Origin of the sequence: Halosolutus amylolyticus, assembly GCF_023566055.1 — an archaeon.
In the GTDB taxonomy this organism is placed as follows: Archaea; Halobacteriota; Halobacteria; order Halobacteriales; family Natrialbaceae; genus Halosolutus; species Halosolutus amylolyticus.
Map to the genome: position 1 here is coordinate 183,751 of NZ_JALIQP010000002.1, position 25,605 is coordinate 209,355.

21 protein-coding genes are annotated in these 25,605 nt (G+C 65.8%); 9 read left to right on the forward strand and 12 right to left on the reverse strand.

Features of this window, described 5'->3' with window-relative positions:
- Positions 1-43 precede the first annotated feature (43 nt).
- Together MUN73_RS07315 and MUN73_RS07320 are read right to left on the reverse strand one after the other, a co-directional pair.
- A complete protein-coding gene (locus MUN73_RS07315; protein ID WP_250139800.1) occupies positions 44-2,260 on the reverse strand; it encodes a DUF7827 domain-containing protein in 2,217 nt (738 codons plus the stop codon).
- Between the two features lie 386 nt (positions 2,261-2,646).
- Positions 2,647-5,097, reverse strand: coding sequence for a BGTF surface domain-containing protein (locus MUN73_RS07320; protein ID WP_265339160.1), 2,451 nt, complete (start codon positions 5,095-5,097; stop codon positions 2,647-2,649).
- A gap of 522 nt (positions 5,098-5,619) precedes the next feature.
- Here MUN73_RS07320 and MUN73_RS07325 point away from each other — a divergent pair.
- Positions 5,620-6,801, forward strand: coding sequence for a hypothetical protein (locus tag MUN73_RS07325; protein ID WP_250139802.1), 1,182 nt, complete (start codon positions 5,620-5,622; stop codon positions 6,799-6,801).
- 136 nt (positions 6,802-6,937) lie between these two features.
- Here MUN73_RS07325 and MUN73_RS07330 read toward each other — a convergent pair whose 3' ends face one another.
- From MUN73_RS07330 to MUN73_RS07340, 3 genes are all read right to left on the reverse strand, one after another.
- Positions 6,938-7,732, reverse strand: a complete 795-nt coding sequence (locus tag MUN73_RS07330; protein ID WP_250139803.1) for a VOC family protein — start codon at positions 7,730-7,732, stop codon at positions 6,938-6,940.
- A 48-nt stretch (positions 7,733-7,780) separates the two neighbouring features.
- The gene (locus MUN73_RS07335) at positions 7,781-9,496 is read right to left on the reverse strand and encodes a Na+/H+ antiporter NhaC family protein (RefSeq protein ID WP_250139804.1); all 1,716 of its coding nucleotides are present in this window, start codon (positions 9,494-9,496) and stop codon (positions 7,781-7,783) included.
- Between the two features lie 122 nt (positions 9,497-9,618).
- Positions 9,619-10,731: an OBG GTPase family GTP-binding protein gene (locus tag MUN73_RS07340; RefSeq protein ID WP_250139805.1), complete on the reverse strand. Its 1,113-nt coding sequence runs from the start codon at positions 10,729-10,731 to the stop codon at positions 9,619-9,621.
- Positions 10,732-11,031: 300 nt separating this feature from the next.
- Between MUN73_RS07340 and MUN73_RS22770 the strand changes: the two genes are divergently transcribed.
- Positions 11,032-11,166 carry a rubrerythrin-like domain-containing protein gene (locus MUN73_RS22770; protein WP_382182381.1) on the forward strand — a complete coding sequence of 45 codons (135 nt, stop codon included), beginning with the start codon at positions 11,032-11,034 and terminating at the stop codon, positions 11,164-11,166.
- 193 nt (positions 11,167-11,359) lie between these two features.
- On the opposite strand, the gene MUN73_RS07345 is transcribed toward MUN73_RS22770, so the two are convergent.
- On the reverse strand, positions 11,360-12,682 hold the full coding sequence (locus MUN73_RS07345) for a tRNA(Ile)(2)-agmatinylcytidine synthase (protein ID WP_250139806.1): 1,323 nt from the start codon (positions 12,680-12,682) through the stop codon (positions 11,360-11,362).
- A 252-nt stretch (positions 12,683-12,934) separates the two neighbouring features.
- Between MUN73_RS07345 and MUN73_RS07350 the strand changes: the two genes are divergently transcribed.
- Positions 12,935-13,900: a transcriptional regulator gene (locus MUN73_RS07350; protein ID WP_250139807.1), complete on the forward strand. Its 966-nt coding sequence runs from the start codon at positions 12,935-12,937 to the stop codon at positions 13,898-13,900.
- Between the two features lie 147 nt (positions 13,901-14,047).
- Here the strand turns inward: MUN73_RS07350 and MUN73_RS07355 are convergent, their stop codons facing one another.
- Both MUN73_RS07355 and MUN73_RS07360 read right to left on the reverse strand, forming a co-directional pair.
- Positions 14,048-14,293, reverse strand: coding sequence for a glutathione S-transferase N-terminal domain-containing protein (locus MUN73_RS07355; protein WP_250139808.1), 246 nt, complete (start codon positions 14,291-14,293; stop codon positions 14,048-14,050).
- Between the two features lie 86 nt (positions 14,294-14,379).
- Positions 14,380-15,804, reverse strand: a complete 1,425-nt coding sequence (locus MUN73_RS07360) for an NCS2 family permease (protein ID WP_250139809.1) — start codon at positions 15,802-15,804, stop codon at positions 14,380-14,382.
- A gap of 152 nt (positions 15,805-15,956) precedes the next feature.
- On the opposite strand from MUN73_RS07360, the gene MUN73_RS07365 reads away from it, so the two are divergent.
- On the forward strand, positions 15,957-16,619 hold the full coding sequence (locus tag MUN73_RS07365) for a potassium channel family protein (RefSeq protein WP_250139810.1): 663 nt from the start codon (positions 15,957-15,959) through the stop codon (positions 16,617-16,619).
- Positions 16,620-16,958: 339 nt separating this feature from the next.
- On the opposite strand, the gene MUN73_RS07370 is transcribed toward MUN73_RS07365, so the two are convergent.
- Complete coding sequence (locus MUN73_RS07370) at positions 16,959-18,029, reverse strand: DNA methyltransferase (protein WP_250139811.1); 1,071 nt, start codon at positions 18,027-18,029, stop codon at positions 16,959-16,961.
- 78 nt (positions 18,030-18,107) lie between these two features.
- On the reverse strand, positions 18,108-19,460 hold the full coding sequence (locus MUN73_RS07375) for a 4Fe-4S ferredoxin N-terminal domain-containing protein (protein ID WP_250139812.1): 1,353 nt from the start codon (positions 19,458-19,460) through the stop codon (positions 18,108-18,110).
- 193 nt (positions 19,461-19,653) lie between these two features.
- On the opposite strand from MUN73_RS07375, the gene MUN73_RS07380 reads away from it, so the two are divergent.
- From MUN73_RS07380 to MUN73_RS07395, 4 genes are all read left to right on the forward strand, one after another.
- A complete protein-coding gene (locus tag MUN73_RS07380; RefSeq protein ID WP_250139813.1) occupies positions 19,654-20,064 on the forward strand; it encodes a high-potential iron-sulfur protein in 411 nt (136 codons plus the stop codon).
- A 70-nt stretch (positions 20,065-20,134) separates the two neighbouring features.
- Entirely contained in the window at positions 20,135-21,082 is a 948-nt protein-coding gene (locus MUN73_RS07385) for a calcium/sodium antiporter (RefSeq protein ID WP_250139814.1), read from the forward strand.
- Between the two features lie 229 nt (positions 21,083-21,311).
- Entirely contained in the window at positions 21,312-22,277 is a 966-nt protein-coding gene (locus MUN73_RS07390) for a ring-cleaving dioxygenase (protein WP_250139815.1), read from the forward strand.
- A gap of 1 nt (position 22,278) precedes the next feature.
- Positions 22,279-23,475, forward strand: coding sequence for an iron-containing alcohol dehydrogenase family protein (locus MUN73_RS07395; protein WP_250139816.1), 1,197 nt, complete (start codon positions 22,279-22,281; stop codon positions 23,473-23,475).
- An 82-nt stretch (positions 23,476-23,557) separates the two neighbouring features.
- On the opposite strand, the gene MUN73_RS07400 is transcribed toward MUN73_RS07395, so the two are convergent.
- Positions 23,558-23,977, reverse strand: a complete 420-nt coding sequence (locus MUN73_RS07400) for a DoxX family protein (RefSeq protein ID WP_250139817.1) — start codon at positions 23,975-23,977, stop codon at positions 23,558-23,560.
- A gap of 290 nt (positions 23,978-24,267) precedes the next feature.
- Between MUN73_RS07400 and MUN73_RS07405 the strand changes: the two genes are divergently transcribed.
- Positions 24,268-25,275, forward strand: a complete 1,008-nt coding sequence (locus MUN73_RS07405; protein WP_250139818.1) for a glutathione S-transferase family protein — start codon at positions 24,268-24,270, stop codon at positions 25,273-25,275.
- 39 nt (positions 25,276-25,314) lie between these two features.
- On the opposite strand, the gene MUN73_RS07410 is transcribed toward MUN73_RS07405, so the two are convergent.
- Positions 25,315-25,536, reverse strand: coding sequence for a DUF7535 family protein (locus tag MUN73_RS07410; RefSeq protein ID WP_250139819.1), 222 nt, complete (start codon positions 25,534-25,536; stop codon positions 25,315-25,317).
- Between the last annotated feature and the right edge of the window lie 69 nt (positions 25,537-25,605).

A 25,605-nucleotide genomic window follows, 5' to 3' on the forward strand; every position in this document is an offset into this window, starting at 1 on the left:
GGACTGTGCCGGTCACACGCCTCCGTTCGCGGCTACAGCCTCGTCACCGATCGGGCCGTCGACGCAGGACCGCGATGGTGGCCGCGAGCAACGAACCGACGGCGACGGCAGGCCCGAAGCCGGACGTCGCGTCGTCGCCGCTTCCGTCCTCGCCGGATTCGACGGCGTCGTCGATCGCGTCGGACGCCGTCCCGTTCTCGTCGGCGTCGGTTCCACCGGTGTCATTATCGGTCTCGTCCGCCCCGTCGCCCCCACCGGTCCCGTCGTCGCTCCCGTCGGAGCCGCCGTCCTCGGTCGGTTCGTCGCCTTCCGCAGGTGCGGCCTCGACGACGTCACCCACGAGTGTCGCCTCGAGGTCCGTGTAGACGGCGTCCGTCGCGGTGAGTTCGTACTCGGCCCCGGGGGACTGGTCGCCGAGGTCGTACGTCGGTTCGACGTACCGGTAGCCGTCGTCCCGCGACTCGACCGTGGCGGCCGCCGTGTCGAACCCGTCGTGGGTCCGCAGCGACGTCTCGATCGTCGTCCCCGGTGCGACATTCGTCCAGGCGCGAGGACTCGCCCCGGCGGTGGTCCCGAGGGTTTCGGCCCCCTCACTCCACTCGAGATCCCGCTCGACGAACTCGAATTCGGCCGTCTGCTCGAGTTCGAGATCGGGATCGTCGATGTAGCTGCTCTCGGGGGTCACTTTGAACCGGACCTCGTAGGATTCGAACGGAGAGAGGTCGAGGTCGTCGTACTCGATCGCGCCGACGAGGTCGCCCCGGTAGTGCTCGACGTTCGCGGCACGGACCGCGAGGTCGTCGCTCGAGTTCCAGACGGTCGCCTCCTCGTTCGGCCCGGGTTCTAACTCGACGACTTCGAGATAGATTCCCTCACTCGCGATGAGGGGGCTGACGTCCGTCCCGTCGCTCTCGCCCCGTTCGCCGATCCCCTCGGCGAGCCTGCTGACCAGGTCGACGGCACCGCCGGCCCCAAAGTCATCGACCCGCACGAGGAGGTGATCGTGGCGGGCGATCCGCCCCTCGTCCGCGTCCGTGATCGTCGCCGCCTGGAGACTCTCGAGACCCACGACCTCGTCCTCGGCCGGCGCGGTGTACACCGAGAACGTCCCGGGCGGCGTTCGCCGATCGATCGACAGCGACGATCGATCCTCGACCGTCCCGATCCCCTCGCCCGCCCGGCGGTCGCCGAGCACCAGCGGGTAGTCGCCGGCCTCGATCGGCGTCTCGAAGGGGTCGTCGGGATAGACCGTCTCGGCGTCGATCTCGACGTCGCCCTCGACGACGCCCCAGCCGTCCTCGTCGTACTGGGCCTGCGGCTCGCTGCCGGCCACGTGGGTGTTCAACAGGAGCGTGATCTCGTCGCGATCGCCCTCGACGTCAAACTCGACGATCGACTCGAAGCCGACCGTTTCTCTGTCGCCCAGCCGGACCGCCCCCTCGTCGACGTACTCGAGTTCGATCGGCACCTCGACGATCGACCCGCGTTCGCCGGCGACCGGTGCGTCGGCGAACGCCCGCTCCGGGTCCTCGTCGACGACCTCGATCGTGGCCGTCGCCGTCGCGTTCGTATCGGTGACGGCGAACTCGAACGCGTACGTGCCGGGGTCGACGTCGGACGGGTCGAGCGCGAGCGTGTCGTCACCGCCCACCGACCCGAGCGTCAGGGATCCTTCCTCGTCGTCGGTCGCGGCGTGGCTCGAAAATACGTCCGCCAGGTCGCCAGCGGAGAGCCCGTCCGCCGTGACCTCGACGTTCTGCGCGTCGCGATCGGATTCGAACGTCAGCGCGACGGATTCCGCCTCCCGGGTCACGACGTCGGTCTCGAACGCGGCGTCGAGATCCTCGCGTTCGAACCGGAACGTCGCCTCCGCGGCGCCGGGCGCGCTCTCGTTCTGCGGGACGATCGTGTACGCCCGGCCCGTCTCCAGGTCGGCCGTCTCGAAGACGACGCCGTCCGGGGCGGCCTCGTGATCCCCCGCGAAAACGGTGGCGACGACCTCGCCGTCGTCGTCGAACCCCTCGTGAATCTGTGCGTCGCTCCCGTAGGTCTCGACGACGACCGTCTGGCCGAGCCAGATCGGGTCGGCCTCCGCGAGCGCCGCTCCGTCGTCGAACGATGCGTCTTCCGTCGCCGGGGACCCGTACTCCGCGCTCGCCGCGCCGGCGAACGCGACGCTCCCGGCGAGAACCGCCCCGAACACGATGAACGTCACGACGATCGGGCGGTGAGTGTCTGCGTCCAGTCGATTTCGAATCATGGTATGTGGCTGGTACTCGACGCCAGGTCGCACCGCGACCCGACCAGCCCATACGCTCCCCTCCCCGCGACGATCGCGAGGATCTATCAGAACAAATCTGTAACGATAAATAAACCTTCTGTTTATCGTGGTCGCGGTCGATCGATCGAGTGGGGCTTTCTGGTGGCGGCGGGTGCGAAAATTGCCTGCCAGCGTAGGAATCGTGACGTATGGCGATCAGTACCGACACAAAATCACTTCCGTGTCAGCGATTCGTCGGATGAAGACCGTCTACGGCCAGTAATCCGCAAGAACAGCGCGGAGAACAGTGCTATCGCTACGCGGTGTAGCGCTCAATAAAAAGAATGTGCCGCAAGAACCGGAGTGAATCCGGTAGTTAGGCTACGTTAGTTCTGGCGGCGGAGTGCCAGCATCGCGGCTGCGAGGAGTGCGACGGCGGCGACAGCGGCACCGAAGCCGGGCGTGTCGTCCGACTCGTCGCCGTTCTCGTCACCGTTCTCGTCGCCGTTCTTCTCTTCGTCGCCGTTCTCGTCGCCGTTCTCGTCGCCGTTCTTCTCGTCGCCGTTCTCGTCGCCGTTCTTCTCGTCGCCGTTCTCGCCCTCTTCTTCAACGGTCAGCGTGCCGGAGGCGTCATCGTCGTCGGTGGAGACCGACCAGCTGATGTCGCCTGCTTCGCTGGTGTCGAAGTCGTAGGACTTGTCGACGGAGTCGCCAGCGGCGAGCGTGAGTTCGTCACTGTCGACTTCCTCACCGTTGATCTCGACCGTGAAGTTGGTCGTCGCCTCTTCGTCACCGTCGTTCGTGACGGTCACGTCGAGCGAGGCGTCCGCATCGACCTTGACCGAGGAAGGTGCGTCAGCGCTGACGCTGACTCCACCATCGTCCGAGGGCTCGCCCTCGACGAGGACGGAGTCGACCGAGTCACTGGTGCCGTGCGGACCGGTGGCCGAGAGTTCGAACTCGGTGCCGGCACTGTATTCACTGAAGTCGAACTGGGCCGCGAAGTGGCGGTCGCCATCGACTTCAACGGTTGCGGGCATCACGAAGTTACCCGTCGAACGAGCGCGGGTGTCGATCTCCGAGCCGGGTGCGATGTTGGTCTCACCCGTCAGTTCGGATTCAGCCGTAGCCGGGGCTTCTGCAGCGCTGTCATCCCACTCGACGTACGGCTTTTCGAGATCGAATGCGGTCGTCGCAGTCTCGCCCTCTTCGTCGTCGGTGGCGAAGTCGTTAGTCGCGTCGACGTTGAAGCGGACGTCGTAGCTCTGACCCTCTTCGAGGCTGTCACCGAAGGAGTCGTAGTCAACCTTGAGGATGACCTGACCTTCGGACTGGTTAGCGTCAACGATCGAGACGTGAGCGCCGATGTCTTCGTCAGCAGTAGCACCAACGTCGGTGCTGTTGGTGGTCCACACCAGCGGGTCAGCGTTCAGCGAAGAGTCCTGCTCTTCGATCTCGAGATAGACATCCTCAAGCGAATCGAGGTCGGTCTCGCCGTCGAAGTATGCATGGAGACTCTCGGTGTCGACGGTGACGAGCAGTTCGTCATCGTTCGCGATCTGGTCCGTCTCGGTGACGGTGGTATCCTCGAAGTCTTCGAGGTCACTGACGCTATCAGGTGCCGTGTGCGTCGCAACGGCGTCCTCAGCGAGCGCTTCACGGGGGTTAAGCGTCAGGTATGCAGTGTCCCGCTCGTCGTTGAACTGGGCGTCGAGCGCGATCGACAGTTCGTAGTCACCGGCGGCAAGCGGGTTGTTGAGGTCGCCAGTCGTAACCGATTGGAGACTGACAGTGTCGTCGCCAGCAGCGGTAACTTCTTCATTATTGATGCTGGTGTCACCGGATGCGAGTTTGTGGACGTTCGTCGTGTCGACGTACAGGGTGACTTCGCCGTCTTCGTCGACGTCGGTCACACTCAGGTTAATTTCGTAGTTGGCTTCGACTTCGTCACCGATCTGGACGTACGCTTTGTCCGTGTTATCGAGTTCGACGGTGACTTCGGCGATGTTACTGCGCTGTTCGACGAACGTCGACTCGGCGAACTGAGCAGTAATCTCGTCGTCGATGACTTCGATCTCGGCGGTGTCTTCAGCGGTCGTGTCGCTGACGGACGCCGTGAAGTTGTACGTGCCCGCCTCGATGGTGCTGAAGTTCGCCTCGAAGCTCTGGCGACCCTCGAGGACGATTTCGTCGTTGTCCTCGTCAACGAACAGGATGCTGTGATCGTCCTGGAGCTCCGCGGCGGATAGTCCATCATCAGTGGTGTTACCGTCGGCGAAGATCTTCATGAGGTCGTCGGCATCGAGTCCGTCAGCGCTCACGTTTGTGTGGATGCCAGAGCGTTCGGAACTGATGTCGAACGAGGTTACGGACGAATCGGTGCCCACGATGTTGTTCACCGTTTCGTCAGCGAAGTCAGCTTCGACGCCGTGGGTACGGACATCGAAGGTGAATTTGCCACTGTCAGCGACCTCGGTGACGTTGTACGTGCCCGTCTCGAGTTCCGAGGTATCGATCGCGATGTACTGGTCTCCGTTGTCGTACTCTTTGACGTCAAGGTCACGGAGCCAGTTGCCGTCCTCGTCTTCGAGTTCGACGATATCGCCACTGACATCGACGGTAGCGCCCGTCGAAGTATTGTCAATAACACCGGTCTGTCCCTGGAAGATCCGGCCATCATCATTGATGACCTGCTCTCCATCGTTTACCTTCGATTGGTCACCGGCCGCGGCCGCCCCGCCCGCAAACGCTGCGGACATGGCGAACACGGACAGAACCATAAGTGCGGCCAGGAACACTGCACGTCCCTTTTCGCGATAATTTGTTTCGTTTGTCATGTATCGTGTGTATTGTCTGATTACTTGGCGCGCGATTCTCCTGGAGAGCGAGCCAACCACCGAGACTGCCGACGTGATGGTTAGCCCGCACCGGGTAGGGGTATCAGGAACATTATCCAAGCCCGTAATAAGCTTTCTGTTCACAGGTTGGATTCTCTATAGTACGCAATGCAGTATTACCGCACGACGGGAGCCCGATCGCCGACCAAATCGCAGTTTTTCACCACCTGTCGGACTTATATTCCATCGTGAGTGTATGCACACGCGCCCGATAGTAGTCTTACATGATCGTGAATATTGACACGCAGTAACCGCAAATTACCGATCGGCGCGGACCTGCCGCGATCGGACCGTCGACCGCGATCGGGTCTCCGTCTCGGCGATCTGGGACGACGAGACGGAGGTCGGTCCCCGATCGCGAACGGACCACGGAGGCGGTAGGCACCCGGCGAGTGCCATCGGTGCGGCGACGATCACGGAAACCGATACGACTATGCGCGTGACCTTTCAAACCTTGCGGACATGAAACTCGATCGGCGGAACCTCCTCGAACTCGCTGGCGCGAGTGCAGTGGCGACGATGGGCGGGATGGCCGGCTGTCTCGACACGGTCGGACTCGGTGACGACGACGGCTCCGGGACGCCGGCCTACGCCCAGTGGGTGTCGTGGGACGACGACGCCGACGGAACGTTCTACGCGTACGTGGACTGGAAGGCGCTCTCGGAGTTCGACGACCTCGAGTCCGAACCGGACCTGAACGAGTCCTTCGGCGACGAGGGGGACGGCGACGGAGACCTGGACGACTTCGGGTACGACGACCCGATGCTCGCACTGCCGTCCGTGAGCATCCTGCTCGTCGCCCTCGGGGGCGGCTTCGGGCTCATGGGCACCGGCCTGTCCGGAATCCTCACCCCGGCCGACGAGACCGACGACGAGGAGGAGACCGACGACGAAACCGAGTTCGGAACCGGCGAGACCGCCGACGCCTCCGACTTCGAAACGGACGTCGACGTCTTCCTCATGGTCAACGACGCGTTCGTCCTGGCCGGCGACGTCGACACCGACGAGATCGACGAGACGCTGACCGAACCGCCCGAGAGCGAGTGGGGATTCAAAACGGAGTACGAACAGACCGAGGAGATCAGCGGGTTCAGCGTCTACGAACCCGCCGGAGCCGACGAGGACGACACCTCGTTCGGCATGGAACAGGACGACGCGATCGCCGTCAGCGACGACGCGATCGTCTTTACCGCTGGCTCCGACGACGCCGAGGCGATCGAGAAGATCCGTGGCCCGATCGAGGCCGCTTCCGGAGACGGCACGCGGGCCGCCGACGAGAACGACGACTTCGCGTGGCTGCTCGAGACGGCCGGCCACGGTCACGTCGCGTTCGGCGGCTACGGCGATCTCGAGGACGACGAGGGCAACGAGACGCAAGACGAGATGGACGTCGATCCCGACGAGGCCGACGAACTCGAGGAACTCGACGACGCCGTCGGGGTCGTCGCGTCGCTCACGATCGAGGGCGAGTCGGAGTCGACCGGCCGTCTCGCGGCCGTCTTCGAGGAGCTGGACGACGACGCGGAAGCCACGATCGAGGACGAACTCGGTGCCTCCGCCGAGGAGGTCTCACACGACGTCGAGGGCGATCGGGTGACCGTCTCGGCGACCTGGACCGAAGACGTGCTCTCCGAAGAGCCGTAGCTGCCCCCTCTGGTTCTCGGGTGCGGACGCGATCGGCACGGGTAGATGACGCGAGCGGTGACAGTAGACGGCGCGACCTACCGGTAGACGGCGCGATCGGAGACGAGACCTTGTGGAGGGATTTTCGACGCGCCGATCAGAACGGGAACAGCGAGTCGGCGTCCGGATCGCGTTCGAGCAGTTCGATCTCGTGGCCGTCCTGGTCCGTCGTGAACGCGTACATGTTGTCGTTGCTCTCGGGATCGCGGTAGTCCGGGGCCTCGCGCTCGACGAGCTGGTCCCAGTCGTCTTCGAGGTCGTCGACGCGGACGCAGAGGTGGCCCCAGGCGTCGCCCGCGTCGTAGCTCCGGCCGTCGTAGTTGTAGGTGAGTTCGAGCGACATCTCCTCGGGCGCGGCGTCGCGGGGTTCGACGAAGTAGTTCGCGAAGGTGTCGGCCTCCCAGCGGCCGACCTCGTCGTACTCGAACTTCCGGGTCCAGAAGCCCAGCGCCTCGTCGGCGTCCTCGACCCGGATCATCGTGTGATCGAGCGACCAGAGCGCGCCCTCGTCGGGGTCGCGCTGGACGATCTCGATCTCGTGGCCGTCGGGATCCTTGACGAACGCGTAGCGGCCGCCGCAGGACTCGGGGTCGCGGTAGTCCTCGACGCCCTCGTCCATGAGCTGCTGGTAGTAGTCCTCGAGTTCCCCCTCGGGAACGCGGACCGCAACGTGCCCCCAGGCGTCGCCCACTTCGGGTTCCTCGCCCTCGTTGTGGGTGATCTCGAGCATCGCGCCGTCCTCGTGCATGTCCTCGGGGCCGAGGTAGACGATCGTAAAGCCGTCGCCCTCGTGGCGGTCTTTCTCCTCGTACTCGAGGTGAGTCCCGTACCAGTCGAGCGACTCCTCCAGATCCGCGACGCGGATCATCGTGTGATCGAGCGTTCCGTCCATACCCGGAACCTCTCCTGCGCGGGGCAAAAACGTGGCGGAGCCGGCGGTCTAGTCGACCTCTTCGGAGGGGGAGCCGGGCTCCGTTTCCGCCCCGCGGCCGGCGAACTCCGCCTCGATCGAAGAGGCCCTGGGGGAGACGCCCTTGCGGCGGGCGTCGAACTCCGAGAGGCCGTAGACGAGGCCGACGAGCAGGACGACGCCCAGCGGGAGGAAGACGACGGGCGGCACGGAGAGGAAGCCGTAGAGCGCGTAGCAGACGATCACGACGGACAGGACGGTGCCGGCGTAGTACAGCTGCGTGCGGATGTGATCGATGAGATCGGCCCCGGTGAACGTCGAGGAGAGCACGGAGGTGTCCGAGATCGGCGACGTGTGGTCGCCGAAGATCGCCCCCGAGAACACCGCACCGACCATCACCGGCATGAGGTCGAACGTCCCGGTCAGTTCGTAGGCGACGCGGATCGCGATCGGCGTCACGATCCCCATCGTCGCCCACGAGGAGCCCATGGTGAACGCGACGAACGCGGAGACGAGCAGGACGACGATCGGGAGGACGGCCGGCGAGACGACGCCCTCCGCCGCGCCGGCGACGTAGGCCCCCGTGCCGAGTTCCTCGGCGACCGCGCTGATCGACCAGGCCAGCACCAGGATCGTCACCGCGGTCAGCATGAGGCTGAACCCGTCGAGCACCGTCTCGACGCCGTCGCCGAGATCGAAGAGGCTGTAAGCCAGCCCGATCGCGATCAGCGTCGCGACCATCGCGAACGAGCCCCAGACGAGCGCGGCCGCGAAGTCGCCGGCGCCGACGACGTCCACCAGCACCTGCACGACGCCGTCCTCGCCCATGGCCGTCCCGATCGACGTCGTCGCTCCCGCGTCGGCCTGCTCGCCGAGCCACGACTCGTAGCCGGTCCAGAACGCGCCGGCCAGCGTGACCGCGATCAGGACGACGATCGGAACGAAGAACGTCCGGAGCATCGGCCGGTCCTCGATCGGCGCCCCCAGGTCCTTCTCGACCTCCTGGAGCGGCTGCGCGTCGTCGCGGGTCACGTTCCCCGTCTGCCACGCGCGGTGTTCGGCGTCCAGCATCTCGCCGAAGTCCCGCCGCGACAGGACGATGACCCCCACCATGACGATCGCGAGCAGCGAGTAGGTGTTGAACGGGATCGAGCCGACGAACGTCTCGAAGATCCCGGGCGTGTCGGCCGCGGCGACGTCGTAGTCCTCGCTCTCGACGAGCGCGGTGTATCCCTCGTCGATCATCGACAGCTGGAACGCGACCCAGCTCGAGAGGGCGATCGTCGCCACGGGCGCGGCCGTCGAGTCGACGATGTAGGAGAGTTTCTCCCGGGAGATGCGCATCTGGTCGGTAATCTCGCGCATCGTACTCCCGACGATGGCCGTGTTGGCGTAGTCGTCGAAAAACAGGAGGATGCCCAGGATCCACGTCGCCACGCCGGCGTTGCGCTGTGTCTCGAGTCGCGTCGTCGCCCAGTTGCGGACGGCGGCCGCCCCGCCGAGGCGCCAGATGAGCGCGACGCCCGATCCCAGCAGGAGCGTGAAGATGAGGATCTGGGCGTGGAACACGTCGGCCATCGATTCGGCGATCCAGTCGAACGTCTTCCCGATGCCGATACTGCCGGTCGCGATGACACCGCCCGACCAGATCCCGACGAACAGCGACAGGATCGGCCGGCGCGTCCAGATCGCGAGCGCGATCGCCAGCAGCGGCGGCACGAGCGAGAGAGCTCCGTACTCGGCCATACCGCACTACACACCGGACGGACAGATAATATTATTGTCCGTGATATTCACGTATCGTATCCACTGGTTTCGACGATTATTCGTCGGACCCGGAGGCCACGCGAGCGCGATCGACGGTCGACCTATCGCCGCAGGATCAGTTTGAGCACGTCCTCGTCCTCGAGGACGTGATCCTTGCCGACCTGTTGCTGGTCGTGGGTGGCGCTCGGTCCCGTGACCCGGGCGAACCGGAACCGTTCTTCCATCTCGCCGCCGAGTTTCTCGATCGCCTCGCCGACGGTGGTTCCCGCCTCGACGACGAGGGGTTCCTCCCAGTCGACGCCGCGGCCGGGTTTGTCCATGTAGACGCGGATGAGGCCGAGGTTCTCCCAGATCCGATCCTTGAGGACGTCGAGGCCCTTCTCCGCCTCCGCGCTGATGAAGGTCACCTCCTCGGGGTCGAGGTCCCGTTCTCGCAACTGCTCGTCGACCGTTTCCTTGTAGTCGGGATCGATCAGGTCGACCTTGTTCACGCAGGTGATCGAGGGGATGTACTCGCGGTTCTCCATCAGGCCGTCGACCAGCCGATCGATGGTCACGTTCTCCTGGAGGTTCAGATCGGCGTTGACGTAGCCCTGATCGCGGAGGACCTCCTTGATCGTGTCCTCGTCCAGGTCCTGGTCGGTGCTCGAGGTGACCTTGATGCCGTCTTTGATTTTCGGGCGAACGGTGACCCGCGGGGGCTCCTGGTCGACGCGGATGTTGATGTCGTACAGTTCCTCCTGCAGGCGATCGTACTGGTCGATCTCGAACACCGAGAGAACGAAGACGATCAGGTCGGCGTTCCGGACGACCGCCAGCACCTGCTGGCCGTCGCCCTTGCCCGAGGCCGCGCCCTCGATCAGCCCGGGAACGTCCAGCATCTGGATGTTGGCCCCGCGATGGTTCAACATCCCGGGGTTGACGTCGAGCGTCGTGAACTCGTAGGACCCCGTCTCGCTCTCGGCGTTCGTCAGCGAGTTGAGCAGCGACGACTTGCCGACGCTCGGGAACCCGACGAGCGCGACGGTCGCGTCGCCGTGTTTCTCCACGGAGTACCCGCCGCCACCGCCGGAGCCCGACTGCTGGGTTTCGAGCTTCTCTTTCTTCTCCGCGAGCTTCGACTTCAGCCGGCCGATGTGGGCCTCCGTCGACTTGTTGTAGGGCGTGTTGGCGATTTCGTCTTCGATCTCCTCGATCTCCTCCTCAAGCCCCATTTGACTGTATCCAACCGGTCGGGCCGAAAAACCCTTTCGAGAATCGCACGCCGACGTCCCGCCTCTGATCGGCGATCGCTTCGGGTGAAAACGGGCGGAACCGGTGGCGGTGACGGCTCCACCGACTGGACGATGGACGCGTCTCGAAACGATAGGTGACTGATTGCCGCTTTCGTCCAGCCTACTCCCGGTAGAGTGTTTCGAATGTCGTGACAGTCGGCCATTCGTGAGTGAAAATGAGGACGTATTCTAGGGATATTAGGGAGGTATTCAAATAGTCGACGTCCATCGCCGGGAGATATGCGACCAAGTGAACAGCGGTCCGAACCCGGCCTGTACGAGTGCTTCGAGTGCGGCAAACGGGTCCGGGAGGGCGAATCTCGTGTCTGCTCGTGTGGCGGGTCACTGCGGCACCGCCGGCCTGAAGAGCAGTAATCGGTGTCGATTTCGAGTCACCACGGTACTGCCACCGGACAGTACGGACACGATCGCGAGCAGGGACTCGCGGTACCCCGCGCCGGATCGAGACGCAGTCTTCCCGACCGGAAATCGACGGGCAGCCCTCTCGTGCACCCTCATCCGCGGTCGATCGCGGGGGTACGCGAACGACGACGACCGGGACGACGTCCTACCGTTCCGGATGCGTCGGCGCGTCGAACCCGCCGCGAACGAGGGGTTTCGCGATGTGTCGGCGCGCACACGGCGGGACCTCGTACCAGCCGCGCTCGAGGTCCCGATCGATCGCGACCGTCGCTTTCCCGGCGGCGCGGGTCCCGCAGTCCCGACACCGGTACCCCTGGTTCCGACCGGCGCTCTCCATCGTCCGATCGCACTCCGGGCAGGTCGGTGTCGCGCGCCCGGTCGTGACGAGGTCCCGAACCGCGAACTTCTCCAGTTTCAGCGTTCCCCGGGAGACCTCTCCGCAGACCGTGAGACGGTCGCCGACCCGGAGCGACCGGACCCGATCGCGGAAGCGCTTCGTCGGCTCGAACGCGGCGCACTTGAGGCGCGGGTCGGTCCCGCCATCGTCGTCGGTGGAACGCGCGTCGGGTCGTCCATCCGCCAGCTCGAAGAACACGTGCCCGCCGCGGCGCGTCTCGGGGTCGCTCGCGACGCGTCCGTCGACGCGATAGGCGTGGCCGTTTGCGACTACGTCGAGGGTCGCGTCCCGCAGGTGGGCGTCGGTCCCCTGGTTCGTGACGAAAAGCTGGCTCGCGCGGACGGGTTCGCCCTCGATCCGATCGGCGACGGCGCGCACGGTATCGGGGTCGTCGCCGCGAATCCCGTGGAGGATCGGCCCCGGCGTGTGTGGCACGCAGACCGTCTCGTCCTCGCCGCGATCGACGGTGTCCCAGACGTCGGGATAGCCCCACTCCGCCGCGGCGAAGGCGCTCTCGCGGTCGACCTCGCGCTCGGTACCCCACCGATCGGGCTCGCGGTAGGAGATGTACTCGTGGGTCCACTCGTCGAGGGCGGCCCAGCTTCCGACGGCCGCCAGCGCGCCGACGCGGCCGCGCCCGTTTCCGGCACCCCACGATCGATAGCCGTGGCGATCGATCAGGGCCGTCGCGTCCGGGATCGAAAGCTGGTCTCGGATCGCCCGCCACGTAAACTCGCGCACGTCGTCGGGCACCGCGTCGGGGCTCCCGTCGGCCACGACGAGGCCCGGGTTCGTCCGCCCGTCCGCCGTCTCCGCCAGCGCGGCGAGCCGATCGCGGGCGAGTTCGAACGCCCGATCGGGATCGCAGTCGGTGTGGACGGCGAGCGCGGCGTTGCCCCGCGTTTTGTACTCGACGGCGGGATTGAGTCGAACGAGGAGCAGTCGGGAGACCGCATCGCCGTCCGTGTTCCCTCCCTCGCGGCGCAGTCGCTCTGCGACCTGCGTCGCGACGTAGGTCGTACACATTCCCCGCTCACGGGAGTCCGTATCGTCGATCCCGACGACGGTCATCGGCGGTGGTTGGAACCCGGCGGAGTAACGCCTTTCGGGACGGTGTCTACGGATTGCTGTACCGATGTACCGGCGCAACCGCGATCCGGGCGGCGGTTGCGCCGGAAATGACGTACAGTAAACCGTATCGGCGGCGTGAAGAATCATGAACCGATATATAAGAATGGTGCCGGAACGATCGTGGAATCGCGTGCCAGCACCACGGTCTGAGCAGGGTAACCTTCTTATACGAGGAATAGCTTACATCCCCGTATGTCCCGCTCCGCACTGGTCGGCAACGTGACCGCGATGTTAGCAGACGCGGGATTCGTGGTCAGCGACCGGTGTGCGATCCGACCGAAGAGTTTCGACATCGCAGCACGGCGCGGTGAGGACCTGTTGCTGGTCAAGATCCTCGGCAACATCGACGCGTTCACCGAGGCGACCGGCCACGAGATGCGTCGACTGGGGAACTACCTCCACGCGACGCCGCTCGTGATCGGACTCCGGAGTCGCGACGAGGATCTCAAACCGGACGTCGTCTACTTCCGTCACGGCGTCCCGGTGTTCAGTCCCGACACCGCGTACAACCTGTTCATCGAGGACGTGCCGCCGCTGATCTACGCCGCACCCGGTGGCCTCTACGTCAACATCGACGGTGACCTGCTGGCCGACGAACGCGAGGACAGGGACTGGAGTCTCGGCCAACTCGCGAACGAACTCGGCGTCTCCAGACGAACCGTCTCCAAGTACGAGGACGGCATGAACGCCTCCGTCGAGGTCGCGATGGCCCTAGAAGAGATGTTCGACTCGGAACTGACGAGCCCCGTCGACGTCCTCGAGGGGGCCGACGACGTCCACGAACCCGAGTCGACGCCCGACGACCCACAGGCCGACCCCGACGACGAACAGGTCGTCGCCGTCCTCACGCGGGCCGGCTACCAGGTCCACCCAACGGTCCGATCGCCGTTCAAGGCCGTCAGCGAGGACGAGGACGACAGCGACGTCGTCCTCACCGGCCACTCGAAGTTCACGAAGGCCGCCGAGAAACGCGCCCGCATCATGAGTTCGATCGGTCGCGTCACCCGGACCCGATCGGTCTACGTGGTCGATCGGGCCAAACAGGAGTCAGTCGACGGCACGGCGCTCGTCGAACGCAACGAACTCGAGGACCTGCGCGACGCGGACGACCTCCGGGACGTCATCCGGGAGCGGTCCGAACGCGAAGAAGCGGCCTGATCGGCGACCCGACCGGTTTCTGGTGACGTGAGACGTTAGCGCCCCGTCTCTTCCGAGTCCGTTCTCATACGGTTTACTGTACGTCAGTTCCACCGCAACCGCGATCCGGGCGGCGGTTGGGCCGGTACGTCGGTACAGCAATCCGTATCAGGCGTAGGTCTCTTCCAGGTACTCGACGATGTCGTCGCTCTCGGCCATCCCCTCGACGCCGTTTGCCTCGTCGGTGATGACCGGGACGCCGGTCTGGCCGCTGACGGTTTCGACCTCGGTCCGTTCGGCGTGCGATCGCGGGACCTCGATCGTGTCGTACTCGAGGTCCAGTTCCTCGAGTTTGGTGCGGACTTTCGCGCAGAACGGGCACCCAGGCAGTTCGTAGAAGGTGATGTCGGCCATGATCGATCGTTGCCACGGAAGCCCTATGAGGCCACCGATCGGCCGTCCCGTTGCCGGTACCTGAGACGGGGACGGCGCGACTCGATCTAGAAGGCGAGCATGCCGGCCGTGGCCGCGAAGTAGGCCGCGAAGTAGACCACGAAGGCGATCGCCAGCACCCACTGGCCGAGCGAGACGTCCTTGGCTTCGCCCATCGACGCCTTGATCAGCGGATAGCTCATGATCCCGGCGGCGAGGCCGTTCGCGATCGAGGTGGTCAGGGGCATGACGGTGATCGTCAGGCCGCTGGAGATCGCCCACGCGGGGTCGCTCCAGTCGATGTCAGCGACGCCCTGGAGCATGATGATCCCGACGACGACGAGCGCGATGTAGGTCGCGTACTGCGGAATCGCGGCCATCAGCGGGACGATCAGCAACGACAGCGCGAACAGCACGCCGACGACGAGTGCGGTGAAGCCGGTGCGGCCGCCCTCCTCGACCCCGGTCGAGGATTCGATGTAGGTGGTGACCGTCGACGTCCCGATCATCGCGCCGACCGTGGTGCCGACCGCGTCGGCCATCAGCGGCCTCTCGATCTCGGGGAGGTCACCCTCCTCGTCGAGGAAGCCGGCGATCTGGGAGACGCCGATGAGCGTCCCCGCGGTGTCGAAGAAGTCCACGAAGAAGAACGTGAACACGACGAGCACGAAGACGAGCGGGTCCTCGGTGATCTGTCCGAGGCCGTCGATGAACCCGGCGATCAGCGGCGTAAAGTCGTACTGGACGCTCGCGATCATCCCGGTGAGTCCGTCCTGGGTGACCTGTTCGTAGCTGTTCCCCGGCGTGAGCACGCCCGGCGCGACCACGCCGGCAAGCGTCAGGATCCAGCCAGCGAGCGCGGTCGTGACGATCCCGATGACGATCGACCCGCGGACGCCGCGGGCCCAGAGCACCAGCGTCAGGGCGAGGCCGGCGAGCGACAGCGCGGCGATCGAACTGGTCGCCACGTTGCCGAGCGTCACCATCGTCGCCTCGTCGGTGACGACGACCTCCATCTCCTGGAGGCCGAGGAAGAGCAGGAAGACGCCGATACCGGCCCCGACGGCGAACTTGACCGGTTCGGGGAAGAGTTCGATGACGTACCGCCGGGCGCCGATCGCCGTCAGGAGGATGAAGATCACACCCTCGACGAAGACGGCCGCGAGCGCCACCTCCCAGGGGACGCCGAGACCGAGGACGACGGTGAACGCGAAGAAGGCGTTCAGCCCCATCCCCGGCGCGAGGCCGAACGGCCGGTTGGCCCAGAACGCCATCACCAGGATCGCCACGACCGACGAGAGGATCGTGGCCACGGCGATCATCTGGAACACCTCCTGGCCGGAGTAGCCCTCGATCTGGATCGCCTCGCTCAGGATCGCCGGGTTGACCACGATGACGTACGACATCGCGAGGAACGTCGTCAGGCCGGCGAGCAGTTCTGTCTCGAGATCGGTCCCGTACTCGTCGAATCCGAAGTACTCTGCGACCCCCATATTGGATGGTCAAGCATACCGATAGCGCTCAGTTAAGTGTTTTCCTCTCAATCCGAACCCGAGTATGCACGTGGGTGGATAGTGTGTGAGTATCACGCTGGGGTCCGAGGCCGAACGAACGTATTTGACCCCGGAGCGTGTACCACGATACCATGAGGTTTGTCATCGTGGGATACGGCCGGGTCGGCTCGCGAACGGCGCGCATTCTCACCGAGGAGGGCCACGACGTCGTCGTCGTCGACGACGACCCGGACCGGATCGAGCGGGCCAGCGAGGCGGGGTTCGACACGGTCCAGGGCGACGGTGCCGACGAGTCGGTCCTCGTCGACGCGGGGATCGAGGACGCGGACGCGATCGGTGCGTTCACGCCGGATCTCAACGCCAACTTCGCGGCCTGCATGGTCGGCACCCACCACGGCTGTCGAACCGTCCTCCGGATCGACGAGGACTACCGCGAGGACATCTACCAGAAGTACGCCGAGGACGTCGACGAGATCGTCTACCCGGAACGGCTCGGCGCGGCCGGTGCCAAGACCGCTATGCTCGGCGGCGACTTCAACGTCGTCGCCGACCTCGCGACGAACCTCCAGTTGACCGTCCTCGAGATCCGCGAGGGGTCGCCCGCCGTCGGCAAGCGGATCAGCGAACTCGACCTGCCCGAAGCCGCGCGGATCTACGCTCACGGGCGCGCACGCGAGTCACTGACGATCCCGCTCCCCGGAACGGAACTCGCGGCCGGCGACGAGGTCGCCATCATCGTCGAGACGGACGAAGCCGAGGCCGTCCGATCGGCACTGTTGCCGGCGAGCGCGTAACTATCGATCGACGTCGACGACCGGTGAGAGGTCCACTGTCCCGTTTCGGTCCGGGTGCCAGGGTCGCCCCGAACGGGGCGGCCCCGGGGACCGAAACGGGCGAGGAAGGGGATGGGAGCAGTTTGGGGGTAGGCGCGCGGACGGGGGGATGAGAGGGTCCGACAGCGCGCCTATCTTCCACTCGCTATGCCAGTAAGTTAAAACTGCGTCAGACGATCGGATGACAGAGGTCAGAGAACACACACGTCGAACGGTTCTCATACGAACTGCTGTAGTCAATTACCGCCGATCGCCGACCCCGTCCTGGTGATCGGCGGTAAATAGTTACAGCAATCCGTATCAGTCGCCGTCGTGGTCCTCGAGTCGGAACACCAGCACGTTCTGGTGGACCATCGAGGGGACGAACGAGAACGGGTAGCCGTAGACGTGGAGATCCTTGGTCGGGTCGTACCAGACGAGGTTCGCCGCGAGGGAAAGCGGCGCGGACGACTCGATCGCCCGTGCGAGGTCCGCCGAGAGGAACTCGTAGGACTGGTCGCGGTACATGTCGCCGATGAAGACCACGACGTGGCCGTCCGGGGCGACCGCGTCGGTGAACCGATCGAACTTGGCCGCCATGTCCGCGAGCCACTCGGCTTTCGTCGCCCCGGTCGACGCCTCGTCGGCCGCGTCGTGATCGAGGCCGGTACCGTCGCCGTCGCCGTCGTCGTCTCCGTCGAACGACCCGAGTTTGCTCTCGCGGGTCCGCCGTTCGTTCCGCGTCTGCTCGAGTTCGTCCATGTGCCAGTAGGGGACGTCCGTGAGCAGGAGGTCGATCGAGTCGTCGGGCACGTCCGCGATCAGGTCGGCACAGTCGCCGTGGCGCATGTCTTGCGGGGCGAGGGGTGACTCCCCGCGGGCGCGACGCTCCTCGTTCTCCCGCTCGACGACGTCCTCGTAGATCTCGACCCAGCGCTCCGTGCGCTCGAACCCGATCGCCTCCCGGAGTCCCGTCCCCTCGTGCTCGCAGAAACTCGCCCCCAGGAGGGTGCCGCCGACGCCCGCGAAGGGGTCGAGGACGGTGTCCCCGGCCTTGCTGAATCGGCCGATGAGGTCGGCACAGAGCCGCGGGGGCTTCTGGCCGCCGTGCTCGCTCCGGAGGTCGTGCTGGACGTCCGGCGGGTAGCCCTCGGCGATCACGGACTTCGTCGCGTACTTCCACTCTTTGCCCGTGAGGTCGTTGACCCGGTTGCGCTCGTCGTAGATGCCCCGGCCCTCGACGTACCGCTGGTGGTCCGCGAGGGCGTCGGTGTCGACGACCTCGCCGTCCTCGACCGGGAGCGACTCGTCTCGCGCCCGATCGGCGTCGAAGGTCCCGTCCTCGTCGGTGAACAGCCGACTCTGTCGATGGCGATCCCCGTCGTCTGCCATACCGGGAGTGGTTACCCCGACCCCGTAAAAACTGGCCGCTTTTCGCCGGTCGCCGGGTCGATCGGCGCGGGGATCCCCTCAGACGAACCAGCCGAGGTCGACCGTTCCCTCGTCGAGGACGTCCTTGCGATCGTCGGTCTGGCCGACGTCGGCGTAGGAGATCTCACTCTCGACCTGCTCGGCTTCCGGTCCGGGTTCGTTGCCGACGTAGACGACGTTCGGATTGGTGCCGATGTCCTCGAGCAGCCTGAACGTCGAATCGCCGGACCCGGCTTCGGCCTGGATGATTCCCCGAGCCTCGCGCTCGGTCATCCCGTCGCCGTCTTCGTCCTCGGCTGGTTCCGTTTCGCCCGTGACGACGTCGATCGCTTCCTGCACCTCCTCGTCGGGTGAGTTCATGGACTGCACGCGAGCCAGCGCGGGATCGTCGAGATACTGCCGCGGGTCGCTCTCGGGATCGTTCATGTCGCCGAACTGGATCGCTTCCGGGGGACAGGCGTCTTCGCAGGCGGTGCGTCCGATCAACTCCTCGCCTTTGCTTCCGTCCTGACGCGTGGCGCAGAACGTACACTTCTGCATGGCGCCCCGCGGGCCGCGACTGCCGACCCACCGATCGCGCGCGTCGAACATGTGATCTTCCTCGAGTTCCTCGGCCGGCACGTCCGGTTCGTCCCACTGGAAGTAATTGACCCCGTACGGACAGGCGACCTGACAGTACCGACAGCCGATGCAGACGTTGTAGTCGGTCAGGACGAGTCCGTCCGAATCCCGGGTGTGACGTGCGGTCGTCGGGCAAACCTTCTCGCACGGTGCGTCCGTACAGTGCTGACAGGGACGAATGAGGCGGTTTCGACCGCCGGGCGTGGTGTCCTCGTAGTCCAGCACGTACATCCAGTTCGCGCCCTGATCCCAGTTGTGTTCTTCCGCACACGAGACCACGCAGGCGAGACAGGCGTCACACTGTTCGAGATCGAGCGCCATGCCCCACTGGGTCCCCTCGCCGTCTCCGTACTCGACGCCTTCCTCTTCGTCCTCCTGGGTGGCCGCGACTGCGGATTCGCCGTCCGATTCCGCGGTTCCCCAGGCCCCCAGCCCGACCGCACCGGCGCCGGCTCCCATCTTCTTCATCACGTCGCGACGCGACTCTTCGTCGACTCCGATCCGCGAGAGCGCCTGCTCGACCCGTCCCTCGCCACCGGACTCGATCGGGCGCTCGTCTTCGCCGAATTCGGCCAGTACGTCCTCGTGATAGCGGTCGTGGAACTCCGCTTCCGACAGCTCACCCTTCGTGACCTTCATCGCGTCCTCGGCCATCTCCAGGCCGAGATCCGTGTCGTACTCGGTCTCCTCGAGGGACGCCTCGAGTTCGTCCTGCCACGCCTCCCCGAGCGGGTGGAACGACTCCCCCGAGTCGTCTTCGCTCGACGTCATGATACTTCCCCACTGTCGGTTGCGTCGAGTACGATCATTGATATCGTGTACCACAAAACTGACCAGCCCCGATCGAATAAACGACCGCCATGCACCTGCCGGGATCGGAAACCCCGGTCGATCGAAAAACGCCATTTCCGTCGTTCAGCTTACACACCCGGGATTTTTGGCGTGTTGGGTCGTACCATGGTGCATGAGTGACGACGACTCGCGGGAACCGCGTCGACGATTCCTTCGCATCGCCGGGACCAGCCCGGTACTCGTGCTCGCGGGTTGTCTCAGCGACGACGAGGGCGTCGAAACCGACGACGATCGACCGGACGACTATTGTTTCGACCAGCTGGAAGGTTCCGTCCCGGCGGTCGAACGGAACGCGGTGAGTATCGACGGCGTCGAGCGGAAAGACGAGAGCGAATTGCTGTCGAAAGAGGACGCCGCCTACCAGTGTGGCCCACAGGACGGGCAGCTGTGTGGCAACTGCACGTTCTACATCGACGACAAGGACGGCGACGGGATCGGCGCGTGTACCGAGGTCGAAGGGATGATTCGGTCGGTCGACTGGTGTGGCATCTGGGCGGCGAGAGAAAAGGCACCGCAGGAGTGAGCCGCCGACGTCGACCTCCTGTGGGAGCCGCAGGCTTTAGCCTCGTCCCATCGAACCGGCTGTCGCAGGAATGAGTTCGATCGTCGACGCCGCGTTCGTCCTGGGCGGGGTGCTCGCGCTGTGGCTCGGCGCCCGCTGGCTCGTAACGGCAGCGGCGACGCTCGCGCGCACGGCGGGCGTCTCCGCGCTCGTCGTCGGACTCACCGTCGTGGCGTTCGGAACGTCCGCGCCGGAACTCGTCGTCTCGATCGGCGCGGCACTCGAGGGGCGGGCGGACGTGGCGGCCGGAAACGTCGTCGGCTCGAACGTCTTCAACCTCGCGTTCACCCTCGGGGTCGTCGCGGTCGTGCGGCCGTTTCGCGTCACGGAGAAGCTGGTCCGACGAGACACCGTCGCGATGGCGGCCGCGACCGTCGTCGGGATCGCCGTCCTCGCGAACCTGACCGTCTCCAGCCGCGAGGGCGGCCTGTTGCTCGCGCTGTTCGCGGCGTATCTCGGCTGGATCTGGCACACTGCGACCCGATCGACCGAGTCGGACGATGGCGCTCCCGAGTCGAGTCGGTCGGACGGGCCGAATCCGTACGGCACCGACGGGGTGAAACTACTGCTCGGGCTCGTGCTGGTTCTCGTCGGCGGTCGACTGCTCGTCGACGGCGCGACCGGGATTGCCCTCTCGTTCGGCGTCTCGGAGTGGGCCGTCGGCGTCACCATCGTCGCCGGCGGGACGTCGCTGCCGGAACTGGTGACCTCGATCGTCGCGGCGCGCCACGAGAACCTCGGGATCGCGGCCGGAAACGTCGTCGGCTCGAACGTCTTCAACCTCCTCGTCGCCCTCGGAGCCGCCGCGCTCGTGCGGCCGCTGTCGGTCGACGCGGCCGTCCTGCCGGGGCTAGCGTGGCTCGCGGTCGTCACCGCAATCGCCGCGGTCGTCCTCGCGACCGGTCGGCGGCTGACCCGGCTCGAGGGGGTCGTCCTGCTCGCGGTCGGAGCGAGTTACTGGGCGTGGACGATCGTCTGATACGGTTTACTGTACGTCAGTTCCGGCGCAACCGCGATCCGGGCGGCGGTTGCGCCGGGAAATCGGTACAGCAATCCGTCTGACCCGATCGGCGGGACCGAACCGGGCGAGATACTCGTCTCGCGTCCGCGCGGAGAGCGGACGCCGAGAGCGTCGCGACTCGCGATCCGCCCGGTAACACCGATGTCCGCGAAACGATACCCGTATCCGAGACCTACCTGGGGACACCATGGCACCGACGACACCCGGTCTCCACCACGTGACGGCGATCGCCGGCGATCCACAGGCCAACGCGGAGTTCTACGTCGGGACGCTCGGCCTGCGGTTCGTCAAGAAAACCGTCAACCACGACGACACCGGTACGTACCACTTCTACTTCGGCGACGAGGAGGGGACGCCGGGGACGAACGTTACGTTCTTCCCGTGGTCCGACCGCGGCCATCCGGGCCAGTTCGGGGCCGGCCAGACCCGGGACACGGCCTACCTGATCCGCCCTGACTCCGTCGACTACTGGGCCGATCGACTCGCGTCCGCCGGGATCGAGGTCGATCGCGCCGAGCGATTCGGCGAGCCGGTGCTCGGGTTCGACGATCCGGACGGGATCGGGCTCGAACTGGTCGCCAGCGAGGACGCCGCGGCCGCCGACGCGAAACCGTGGGCCGATAGCCCGGTTCCCGCCGACCACCAGCTTCGCGGCTTTCACAGCGTGACCCTCGCGGTCGACGCGTTCGACCCGACCGCGGACGTGCTCACGGATCTCCTCGGCTACGAACTCGAGGACGAGGACGACGGTCGCCGCCGGTACCGGACGCCGGCGGGCGGCCCGGGATCGATCGTCGACCTCGTCGAGACCGACGCGGACCGCGGCCGGATGGGCGTTGGCACGGTCCACCACGTTGCGTTCGCGGCCGCGGACGTCGACGAGCAGGAGCGGTGGCGCGACGCGTTCCAGGAGTACGGGCTGAACGTGACGCAGGTCATCGATCGCACGTACTTCCGGTCGATCTACTCGCGGGAACCCGGCGGCGTGCTCTTCGAGGTCACGACGACCGGACCCGGCTTCACCGTCGACGAGGACGTCGACGAACTCGGCACCTCGCTCGCCCTCCCGGAGTGGCTCGAGGACGAACGCGAGCGCATCGAGGCCCAGTTGCCCGAATTCGACGGGCCGACCGTCGAGACCGGAGGCGAGTGAGATGGATCGAACGGGCGAGTTCCGGTTCGAGTACGATCCCGGCGTCCTGCGATTCGGGTCGGTCGCCGACCTCGGGGACGAACTCGAGCGGCAGGGGTTCGAGCGAGCGCTCGTCGTCTGTGGCTCGACGGTCGGCACCACCCCCGAGGTGATCGATCCGGTCACGGAGGGGTTGGGCGATCGGCTGGCGGGCGTCTTCGCGGAGACGACGCCCGCGAAACGGCTCGCGACGGCATTCGACGGCCTCGAGGCGATGCGCAAGCACGACGCGGACGTCCTCGTCGCCCTCGGCGGCGGGAGCAGCCTCGACGTCGCGAAAGTCATGGGCGTGCTCGCGGGAGCCGATCGCGACCCCGCGGCGATCGGACGAGAGTTCGAGGAACACGGAACGATCTCGGTCCCGGCGGGATCGATGCCGCCGATCGTGGCGGTGCCGACGACGCTCGCGGGGGCCGACCTCTCGACCGTGGCCGGCGTGACGGCTTCGCCGGAGTCGGGACTGGTCGACGCGCCGACGAGCGGCGGCGTCGGTGACCCGCGACTGATGCCCAGCGCGATCGTCTACGACCCCGCGCTCGTCGCGACCACCCCGAAATCGATCCTCGCAGCTTCCGCGATGAACGGGTTCGACAAGGGGATCGAGACGCTCTACGCCCGCAACGCCACGCCGGTGACGGACGCGACGGCGATGCGCGGCCTCGAACTCCTCCGGGACGGCCTCCGCCGACTCGGCGACGAGGGACCGACCGCGGACGTGCTCGACCCGGTTCTCGAGGGGACGATGCTCGTCCAGTACGGCATCGCCCGCCCCGGCGAGACCACGCTCTCGATAATTCACGCCTTCGGTCACGGCCTGACCCGATCGTACGACGTCCAGCAGGGGGCCGCCCACGGCGTCGTCGCGCCGCACGTCCTCCGGTACCTCTTCGCGGAAGTCGACGGCCGGCGCGATCTACTCGCGGACGCGCTGGGCGTCGGTGACGCGGACGATCGCGCCGCGGCGATCGTCGAGGCCGTCGCGGACGTCCGCGACGCGCTGGATCTGCCGACGCGGCTCCGGGACGTCGACGGCCCCGAACCGGCGGAGTTCCCGTCGGTTGCCGAGGCGATTCTGGCCGACTCGTTCGTGGCGAACGCGCCGACCGGGCTGGAGCCGACGCAGGACGCGATCGAGGGCGTCCTCGAAGACGCGTACTGACGGCGACGCCGGAAGCGCCAGAATCTCGGGTGCTCGCCCGGATCCGATCGGGACGAAACGAGGTCTCTACGAACCGGGTAATCTACAGTCCGACGTTCACCGCGTACGCCCACGGTTCGCCGAGCGCGAGGACGAGAAAGACGAGCGCACCGGCGAACAGTTCGACGTTCTTGATGAAGGCGGTCTGCTCGGACTGCCGCTGGTCCTCCGGCGCCGCCCAGAAGTCGTGCATGATCGGCGTGACGACGAGCAAGAATCCCGCGAGCAGGCCCGCTGCGATCGCCGGGAAGACGCCGAGCGCGATCCCCAGTCCGCCGGCGACGAGGACTGCACCCGAGCCGAGGACGCCAAGCCGTGGCGCGGGGAGCCCGTTCGCCTCCGCGTAGCCGGTCATCGCGTCGGCGCTCGTGAAGTGGTTGAACCCCTGAAAGGCGAGGAGTCCGCCGAAGAGTACCCTGGCGAGCAGGAACGCGATCGCGCCGACGCCGCCGTCGACGACCATCAGGACCACCCCGCCGTGCCGGCCGCGTCGTCCGTAGATCGGTGCGTGTTCGGTGTGTCGGTGTTCGGTATCACGACGTTACCTAGTTCGTTTTCGAACCTACATATACGTTATCTGATACCAGAGTTACCAGCTATCACGCGTGTTACCGACGGCGCGCGTGTCGTTCTCGGCAGGAGCCACGGGTCGCTCTCCCTGTCGACGCGGGCCGATAGCCACGGAGGGGCTCTCGACGGCGGTAACACGCGTGTTAGCGAGCGCATATTTTTCTCCAGTTCGTACCTGGGGGCATGAACATGCTCGTCGACGGCGAGTGGCGTACCGACGCGTACGAATCGACCAGCGACGATGGATCGTTCGAGCGCCAGGAGACGACGTTCCGAAACTGGATCCGCGACGACTCCGACGCGGAGTTCCAGCCCGAAGCGGACCGATACCACCTCTACGTCTCCCTTGCCTGCCCGTGGGCCCACCGGACCCTGATCACCCGCGCCCTGAAGGGTCTCGAAGACGCCATCTCCGTCTCGATCGTCGATCCCTATCGCGACGAGGACGGCTGGCAGTTCACCCCCGAGAAAGAGGGGTGTACCCGCGATCACGTCCACGACGCCGACTTCCTCCGGGAACGCTACGTTCGGGCCGATCCCGACGCCACCTGCCGGGTGACCGTACCCGTCCTCTGGGATACGGAGCGGGACACGATCGTCAACAACGAGTCGAAGGAGATCATGCGGATGCTGGATACCGAGTTCGACGCCCTCGCGACGCGGGACGTCGACCTCTATCCGGAGGGCTACCGGGACGAAATCGACCGGATCCTCGACGCCATCTACGAACCGATCAACAACGGCGTCTACCGGGCCGGCTTCGCGACCGAACAGGACCCCTACGACGAGGCGATCGACGACCTGTTCGCTGCGCTGGATCACTGGGACGACGTCCTTGTGGACCGCCGCTACCTGGCGGGCGATCGGCTCACGGAGGCCGACATCGCGATGTTCACGACGCTCGTCCGGTTCGACAGCGTCTATCACACCCACTTCATGTGTAACGTCCAGTATATTCGGGAGTACGACAACCTCTGGCCGTATCTCCGCGATCTCTATCAGACGCCCGGCATCGGCCGGACGGTGTCGATGGACCACATCAAGGACCACTACTACACGACGCACCCGGAGGTCAACCCGCACGGGATCGTCGCCCGGGGGCCCGACCTCGCGTTCGACGCGCCCCACGATCGGGACGAACTGTCGGGCAGTCCGCCGGCGGCGCTCGCGGCAGCGAGTGCCGACGACTGAGAGACGGACAGAAGACGAACGTCGGTCGAAACTCCCGTGTTACGATCCGCTCGGTGGCCGCTGGGCCCCTTTCCGCCACGACTCGAAGCTGTCCTCGTTCTCCTCGTCCGATCGGACCGCGCGCCAGACGAGCCACGCTACCACGAACACCGGGAGCAGCGGGAGCAACAGGATGGCGAGAAGCGCCGCCATGATGTAGCCGAAGGCGGACATCTGGAAGTTCTCGGTGTAGCCCGTCGACTCCGACACCTTGGTTGACATGTGAAAGGGTAGGACCGTTCCGATATTCCGTCTTTCGGTCTCGAAAACGGTGGCCGAAACCGATCGCGG